The following is a 7,849-nucleotide window of genomic DNA, read 5'->3' as shown; positions in this document are numbered from 1 at the left end:
TCGCTCTCTCCTCGGCTATCCAAGGAGGGGGCAATTCCTCATGACGCCGAGGGGGCAGTTTTCCATGGCGCGCGACACCCCACGGCCCCATCCCAAAAGCGCCATGCCAGATTCGGACTAATGGGGTCCTAAGAGAGCCGTCTCATTGGTCGGCTGGTTCTTTGTAAGGTCTCAGAGGGATGGCCCTAGTTTTGGGCAATGAGGGACCGCCGGCGCCGCTTACCCGCTAGCCTTGGGGCCGGCTGCACTTAACCCTCCTCTAAGTTTCATGTTCCCAGTTCCGCAGACCCGCTGCATAATCCTTCCGGACTTTGAGCTTGTCATTTTATACGAGGTCTTTGCCATGTCCCCGAGGCGTCGAAGATCCTTCAAATGCTCCGTCTAATCAAAGCCTTCCAGAAACTTACAGGTCAAGACGCGCGACGGCTGGTCTTAACATTTGTCGACAAGCAGTTTGACCAGGAAACTGCTCGGGCTAGGGAAAATTTAGGGCGGACCGAGCAGTAGGGCTGGAGGAATACGCTTCTTCATCCGCACGCTGGAGTGCAACATGGCAATTCCATTGGTGAGCAAAATGCTGGCAGGATTTCTGATCGGAGTGTTAGCCTGTAGTGCTGCTCTGATCGCAAGCCTCGCACGGAAGCGCGTAAAAGCAAGAACAATGGAGCATCGCGAATTCCATACGACTATCTGGTAACGAGACGCGGCGGCCACGGTTAGCTTGGACGTCAATGGACGTCTCGGATATGTGCCGCTTCAATGCCGCGAGCATGTGTTCGGGTTTGTTGAGGCATCCCCGAAGGAAGCGCGCGAAACATTACTCGGCTGCGCGACTATAATGAAAAAATGTCTTACCGATTGTGCTGTTTTCTCTCACCTTAGGCGCAAGCATACCTGCGCAAGCGAATTCTGTGATCTTCTCTGAAGTTTTCGCTGGAGCTACCCCGGTCCAAACAGTAATTTTGCCGGTACACAGTTTTCGGTGGTGACACCCAGCGGCCGATACCCGCTCAGCCATCTTCTGCACACCCAGAGCGTTTGCACTGCCCAAGAGGCGCGACGAAAAAAAGGTGGATTGCGAGCACACGTCCCCAGAGATGAAAGCGGCTTTACGGCCGGAAGAACTTAAGCCCGCTGCTTCAGGTCTCCGCCGCCCGAAACGATCGGTCAGCAGACCTAAGCTGCCCCTTCCAAACGCTCATCGATTTCCCGGCGCAACAGACCGAAGTCTATCGGCTTGGGAAGCAATCCTGCCGCCCCGAGTTCGGTCGCCCTCTTTCTGGTCGCATCATCCCCGTACGCAGTGATCATGATGACTGGAACATTCGGACGTTCAGCCTTTACCTTCGGCAGCATCTCAAGACCGGTCATTCCCGGCATGTTAATGTCTGAGAGAATCAAAAGCAGCGACGGATCTGGAATTGACTTCACTTGCTCTAACGCGGCCGGGGCGGACAAAGCGAACTCCATCACGAAACGCCCTGAACGCAGATCCCGCCGGAATTGCTGACGGAACATGCTCTCCACGTCTGGCTCGTCGTCAACAACCACGATGTATGTGCTCACTTCACCTCTCCAGAATCTTCCCTCGCGCCTTTCGTGAAAGAATGACGATAAACTCGGTGAATACGCCGGGTTCGCTCAGAACCTCTATTGCGCCGCCATGCTGCTTTACGACGATGTCATGGCTGATAGAAAGGCCAAGCCCTGTGCCTTGCCCCGCCGGCTTCGTGGTGAAGAAAGGAGTAAACATCTTCTCTTTCACCGCGGCCGGGATGCCCGTGCCGTTGTCGCGAATGCGGATTTCGACACAGTCGTCACGTCCGCGCGTGCTCGCAGCGACCCACGGCTCGAACTGGACATAACCGTTCTCAGCCTTACGTTTGGTCACTGCGTGGAATCCATTGGAGATCAGGTTGAGCAACACGCGGATGATTTCCTGCGGAAACACATCGGCTTCCCCGGCTTGCGGATCGAAGTCGCGGTGTAGCGTGACATTGAACGCCGGGTTTTCCGCGCGGGCCCCGTGATAGGCGAGGTTTAGACTTTCGTCGACGAGCGCATTGATATCGGCCGACCGAATTTCGCCTGAGCCTTCACGCGAATGCAGCAGCATGTTCCTGACGATCGAGTCGGCACGCTTGCCGTGTTGCACGACCTTAGACAGATTTTCTTTTAGTAGGCCGGCCAGTTCGTCTACCTCGACACGAAGAGCGGCGTCGAGCGCCGCTGGTCTCAGAACGTCCTTCAATTCGTCCGTTAACTCCGCCGATAGCGCTGCAAAATTGTTCACAAAGTTCAGCGGATTCTTAATTTCGTGAGCAATACCGGCCGTGAGCTGGCCGAGTGACGCAAGCTTTTCCGTTTGAACCAGGCGATCCTGAGCTGCGCGCAAATTGTCGAGGGATTGCGCAAGCTCGCGTGTACGCGTCTGCACCTGTTCGAATAAGCGCGCACTATCAATGGCGATGACTGCCTGGTTCGCAAAAGTCGAGACAAGCTTTATTTGGCTGTCACTAAACGGCTCGACATAGTTCCGAGCGAGAGCAAAGATACCAATTAACCGTTCATCTCTCAGCAGAGGTACTCCTAGCATCGAGCGAAGATTTTCGACGCGAGCCGCTTCTTTGTCCTCGTACTCAGGATCTTCAAGAGCGTCCAGGATCTGAACGGCACGTTTCTCCATCGCGGCACGGCCGACGATCGTGCCACGCCCCGCACGAATGGCGGCACGCTTCTCGTGCTCACGATACGCTTCCGTCACATGTTGACCGGCCCAGTACCGGTACACGCCGTCTTGGAGAAGAAAAATGCCCGCAGGGCCGACCTTGCACAAGCGCGCGGCAGTGCTGACAACGATCTGCATGACTTGACCGAGATCGAAGCCGGAGCGATTGATGGCTTCAAGCACCTCGGATGTCGCAGCCTGTTGTTCCACTGCCTCCTCGAGCTCACGAATGAGTCTATCAATTTCTAGTTCCGTGGCGACTGCAGGCGCGCTATGCTTCCGTGCCCCACTTGGCACCCTACGCGCCTTTGACGCGTTCCTTCGTTTTTTTAGAAGCCCGGCGCGTCGTTTCATTGCTGCTCTGCGCCTAACAATTGCGATCTATCCGCGATTATTAGCCTAATCGAATTGTTTAAAAGTAGAAAGGGGTCATCTATGCCGACGGAGAGTATTCATCCAGAAACGCTCGTCTTGCATGCGGGTACTTATCGCGCCGATCCCGCAACAACTGCGGTCGCAGTACCGATCTACCAGACAACCTCTTACCAATTTCACTCGACGGAGCACGCAGCAAACCTGTTTGCGCTGAAGGAGCTGGGAAATGTGTACACCCGCATTATGAATCCGACTCAGGCGGTCTTGGAGGAGCGTGTTGCCGCGCTTGAGGGCGGCGTTGCCGCGCTTGCACTCGCCTCTGGGCAATCTGCCTCATTGTTCGCGGTCCAAAACATCTGTCACGCTGGTGATAATTTCGTCTGCTCGACAGACATCTATGGCGGCACTTGGAATCTGTTCCAGAACACATTGGCCACGATGGGCATCGAGTGCCGTTTTGTCGATCCCGCAGACCCCGAAAATTTTAGGCGAGCTTCAGATTTCAAGACGCGGTGCTACTACGGCGAGACGCTGCCAAACCCGAAGCTCGCCGTCTTTCCAATAGCCGAGGTCTCAAAAATTGGTCGTGAATACGGCATTCCGCTCATTATGGACAACACGGCATGTCCGGTGCTTTGTCAGCCGATCAAGCATGGTGCCGCAATTACGATGCATTCCACGACGAAATACATAGGCGGTCACGGCACCTCCATCGGCGGGGTCATCGTGGACGGAGGCAACTTCGACTGGGAGAAGAATGCAGACCGCTTTCCCATGCTCAACAAGCCGGACCCAAGCTACCATGGCGCGATTTGGACGCAGGCGGTGAAGCCTCTCGGTCCAATAGCGTACATTCTTAAAGCACGTGTTACGCTCCTACGCGATGTCGGCGCTGCCATGTCGCCATTCAATGCCTTCATGTTTATACAAGGCCTGGAGACCTTGCCGCTGCGCATTCGGCAACACTGTTCTAACGCGAATGCTGTCGCTGCTTATTTATCGAAACATCCAAAGATAACGCGAGTGATCTTTCCCGGATTAATGGAAGGCAATGCTAAGCTTCGCGCCGATACTTATTTGAGAGGAGGCTATGGCGGACTGTTGGGTTTCGAACTGAAAGGCGGTCGTGATTCGGGGCGAAAATTCATAGACGCACTGAAAATGTTCTATCACGTCGCCAACATAGGCGATGCCCGTTCCCTCGCAATTCACCCTGCGAGTACAACTCACTCACAGCTTACGCCGGAGGAACAACTGAAGACAGGAGTAACGGAGGGATATGTTCGCCTGTCGATTGGAATTGAACATCAAGAAGATATCATCGCTGATCTCGATCAAGCACTCGCGATCGCTTGAGAGTTTTTTCGAAGAACTGACGTCGCGGGAGCGGCACCGCGGCGTCGCCTCACGGCTCTTTGGACTGGATCGCAGAGGGGCTCGGAGCGCGACCCATCGCAGGTCAGCATATCCTCCCTGCGCCGACACGATCAGGAGGCGAGTTGCAATTCGACTTACGTCCGCAGCGTTCTCAGTTGTTATGGAAGAAGTCGGCGAACGGCCGACCACAACGGCTCGGTACTTTCGTCGACTTCAACGCCCCACATCTCATGGGGCGTCCCGCAATTGAGGAATTGCCTGCTTGAGCTCGATGGAATCCTTTCAACAACACGTTGAGAATTCAGAAGAAGAGAATGGAGGCGTGAAGTCAAGACACCTGAGCTCTGCCAAGCTTCCATCGACATCACGGGCGAGCTACTTCTCTCTCCGGCTTCTGTTGCGGGCTCGTGTACGTAATGATGCATCAGGTTAGTGTCAGCGTCAGGCGCAGCGTAAATGGTGCAAGGTAACTTCCGGCGGGCAATTGAGGCGCACAGGAACGACGCTCGAGCCCGCGCCCACGGAAGTATAGCCGGTCATATCGCCGTACTGCCAAGGCCCCGACCCCATCCGTCTTGGCAGCACCGCCTCGAGTTTGATGGGAATGGATCCGGGGAGACAAATCTGACCGCCATGGGTGTGGCCGCTCAGCATGAGATCAAAATTGGCATGGGCAGCCTGACGATAAACCTCCGGCGTGTGAGACAGTAAGATCGAGAATTCACCGCGAGGTATCGAGAGAGCGGCTTTCTCCATATTATCCACTCTGAAAAAATGTGCATCGTCGATTCCCGCTAGAAAAATCCGTTGGTCGTTGCGAACGATTGTTTCGCATTCATTGAGCAGCACGCGGATGCCGATGGCTTCGAGCCCCGGAACCATCTGAATCGTATCGTGGTTGCCGAGCACGGCGTAGATCGGCTGTTTCAGATGAGTTCCCAATCGGGCGATGCCATCCAGCGCCGGCTGGAATGGCCCAAAAGTCCGACCCCGATAATCGCCAGTTAGGACACACACATCGTATTGCATGCCGCCAACCAGCTCGATGAGTCGATTCATGGCAGCTTTATTCATATCGACGTGAAGGTCGCTAATGTGGAGAATGGTGAAACCTTCAAAGAGGGGCGGTAATGTCTTGAACCTCATGTCGTTTCGTTTGACGAGAATGCGTTCTGCGTTCTGTCGTGCACGCCAGTAGAGCCCCGTTACCTTCAAAACATTTCGAATGATCCACTCGGCCCAAGATGAGTTTTCAAGGTGGAAAAATGTGAGGCCCTGGCCAAATACCTGAGCTTCGTGATCTCTCTCAATCCCCAATCGCTGCCGGGCATGGAGCGGCCCGAGACGGATCTCGAGCTTGCGCAGAATGTCTTCGTCCACCAGCTAGTCCTTTTGAACGGCCTTCGGGTAGATATAGCGTATTCTCATGAGGCCAAGGTCAACCCGACAGTGGCTAATTCCCACGCTTCCACTAAATGTCGCGTTGGGTCATTTAGCTCGTGCACTGCAGCCAACTGCATCGCTATTTGATCAAGTCGGAGCGGCCGAGCAGCGACTTTAGGTTAGGATGAGGACGACCGCGGGTCTTGGATGACCGGCGCAAGACCTTCTACTGAAGGGCGCCCGCAATGGTCAAGGAAGATCGAACTACCGTCGGATGCAACTATAAGCTAGCCTGAATAAATGCAATTTCTGCATATTCTGCAATTGTTGGTTTTAATGGCGTTGGCGAACGGCGCACCGATCGTTGCAAAGAAGATTTATGGCCCACGTTTTTCCTTCCCGGTAGATGCCGACATCGGTTTTCTTGATCGGAGGCCGTTGTTTGGGTCGTCGAAAACCATCCGCGGTATTTTTGTCTCAGTCCTCATCACGACAGCATGCGCTCCGCTTATCGGTCTGGATCTGACGATCGGTGCAATCGTAGCGGGCGCGGCTATGGCGGGGGATTTGTTCTCCAGCTTCCTGAAGCGCCGCCTAAACTATCCGCCGAGCAGCCGGGCACTCGGGCTCGATCAGATTCCCGAATCCCTGTTTCCGATGCTGGCATGCCGCGACGCGCTTTCATTGACGATCGCAGACATAGCGCTTGGCGTCGGAATCTTTTTTATTGGCGCGCTAGTTCTGTCTCGTCTTCTATTCCGAGCTAACCTGCGCGACAAACCATATTAGCCCGGCGTTAGCCCGAGCGAAGCCGGTGCAGGGTGATTTCTGGCGGACAATTGATACGAACAGGAACGACGCTTGATCCAGCACCCACAGAGGTGTAGCCAGCCATCTCGTGATACTGCCAAGCTCCTGCCCCCATCCGTCGAGGCAAGTCTGCATCAAGTATGATCGGAATAGATCCTGGCAAACAGATCTGCCCACCGTGCGTATGCCCGCTCAGCAACAGATTGAAATCGGCATGAGCCGCCTGACGATAAATCTCCGGTGTGTGTGACAATAAGATGGAGAACTCGCCATATGGGATCTGCAATGCAGCTCTTTTGATATCGTCGGCCTTGAAGCGGTGGGCGTCATCGATCCCGGCAAGATAGATTTGCTGATCGCCGCGCACAATGGCCTCACTCTCGTTGAGGAGCATACGTATTCCCATGGCTTCCAGCCCCGGAACCATTTGGATGGTATCGTGGTCACCCAGAACTCCGTAAACGGGCTCCTTTAGATGAGCTCGCACTCGTGCGACGCCCTTCAAGGTTGACTCGAACGGTCCAAAGTTCTTCCCCCGATAGTCGCCGGTTAGAACACATAGATCGTAGCGCATGTCGCCGACGAGTTCGATCAGGCGGTGCATGGCAACCTCATTCATGTCGACATGCATGTCGCTAAGGTGGAGGATGGTGAAGCCCTCGAAAAGCCGTGGCAACTCTTCGAATACAACTTCATTGTATTTGACGAGAATGCCTCCTGTATTTCGGCGTCCACGCCAGTAGAGACCCGCCAGCTTAAGTGCATTTCGAATGACAGAATGGACCGGATACCAGTTCTCAATGTGAAACGAGAGAAAGCCGTGGCCAAAGATTCGCGCCTCATGATCCGTCTCGATCGCCAATCGCTGTCTCGCATGGAGCGGTCCGAGACGCCGCTCCAATTTGCGCAGAATCTCTTCGTTCATGGAACGACTTCCTCCGCATCGGCTCAACCTTCCATAGGAGCACTAGCAGGCTGTTGAAAAAGGCGCTCGCCGCCGACCGGCGACCGTGATTCATTGGCTCCGAAGAGAAGATTCGGAGATGGGACGTGCGCGGCGGGGACATTCGAACGGGTGAGCTGTTCAGCTACGTTGACCTGGAGGCGCGGGTCCGGCGTGATCATCCGCTGCGAGCGATCCGGACGATTGTGAACGAGGCGCTGTCGACGCTGGAG

General features: G+C 54.9%; 6 protein-coding genes and 1 pseudogene. 3 read left to right on the top strand and 4 right to left on the bottom strand.

The genetic code is table 11. From position 1 onward, the window contains the following. Positions 1-1,176 precede the first annotated feature (1,176 nt). A complete protein-coding gene (locus L6637_RS41945) occupies positions 1,177-1,566 on the bottom strand; it encodes a response regulator (protein WP_237874417.1) in 390 nt (129 codons plus the stop codon). Between the two features lies 1 nt (position 1,567). Continuing rightward, positions 1,568-2,938 (bottom strand): sensor histidine kinase, encoded by a 1,371-nt coding sequence (locus L6637_RS41940; protein ID WP_338076898.1) that lies wholly within the window; start codon positions 2,936-2,938, stop codon positions 1,568-1,570. A 225-nt stretch (positions 2,939-3,163) separates the two neighbouring features. Here L6637_RS41940 and L6637_RS41935 point away from each other — a divergent pair, with 225 nt between their 5' ends. Beyond that, positions 3,164-4,459 (top strand): O-acetylhomoserine aminocarboxypropyltransferase/cysteine synthase family protein, encoded by a 1,296-nt coding sequence (locus L6637_RS41935; RefSeq protein ID WP_237874415.1) that lies wholly within the window; start codon positions 3,164-3,166, stop codon positions 4,457-4,459. Between the two features lie 462 nt (positions 4,460-4,921). Here L6637_RS41935 and L6637_RS41930 read toward each other — a convergent pair whose 3' ends face one another. Then, complete coding sequence (locus tag L6637_RS41930) at positions 4,922-5,860, bottom strand: metallophosphoesterase (RefSeq protein WP_237874413.1); 939 nt, start codon at positions 5,858-5,860, stop codon at positions 4,922-4,924. A 303-nt stretch (positions 5,861-6,163) separates the two neighbouring features. On the opposite strand from L6637_RS41930, the gene L6637_RS41925 reads away from it, so the two are divergent. Continuing rightward, positions 6,164-6,652, top strand: a complete 489-nt coding sequence (locus L6637_RS41925; RefSeq protein WP_237874411.1) for a CDP-archaeol synthase — start codon at positions 6,164-6,166, stop codon at positions 6,650-6,652. A gap of 7 nt (positions 6,653-6,659) precedes the next feature. Here the strand turns inward: L6637_RS41925 and L6637_RS41920 are convergent, their stop codons facing one another. Beyond that, the gene (locus L6637_RS41920) at positions 6,660-7,598 is read right to left on the bottom strand and encodes a metallophosphoesterase (RefSeq protein ID WP_237874409.1); all 939 of its coding nucleotides are present in this window, start codon (positions 7,596-7,598) and stop codon (positions 6,660-6,662) included. Between the two features lie 125 nt (positions 7,599-7,723). Here L6637_RS41920 and L6637_RS42765 point away from each other — a divergent pair. Continuing rightward, positions 7,724-7,849, top strand: a pseudogene (locus L6637_RS42765) (IS5/IS1182 family transposase); the annotation flags it as partial.

The organism is Bradyrhizobium zhengyangense, from assembly GCF_022012435.1.
Lineage (GTDB): Bacteria > Pseudomonadota > Alphaproteobacteria > Rhizobiales > Xanthobacteraceae > Bradyrhizobium > Bradyrhizobium zhengyangense.
Note: the sequence above shows the minus strand (reverse complement) of the source record. Positions and strands in the feature narration are given on the sequence as shown.

What these genes read in the sequence shown, in the direction of transcription:
- L6637_RS41935 (WP_237874415.1), top strand. Translation starts at nt 3,164, where the DNA reads ATGCCGACGGAGAGTATTCATCCAGAAACGCTCGTCTTGCATGCGGGT.
- L6637_RS41925 (WP_237874411.1), top strand. Translation starts at nt 6,164, where the DNA reads ATGCAATTTCTGCATATTCTGCAATTGTTGGTTTTAATGGCGTTGGCG.
- L6637_RS41920 (WP_237874409.1), bottom strand. Translation starts at nt 7,598, where the DNA reads ATGAACGAAGAGATTCTGCGCAAATTGGAGCGGCGTCTCGGACCGCTC.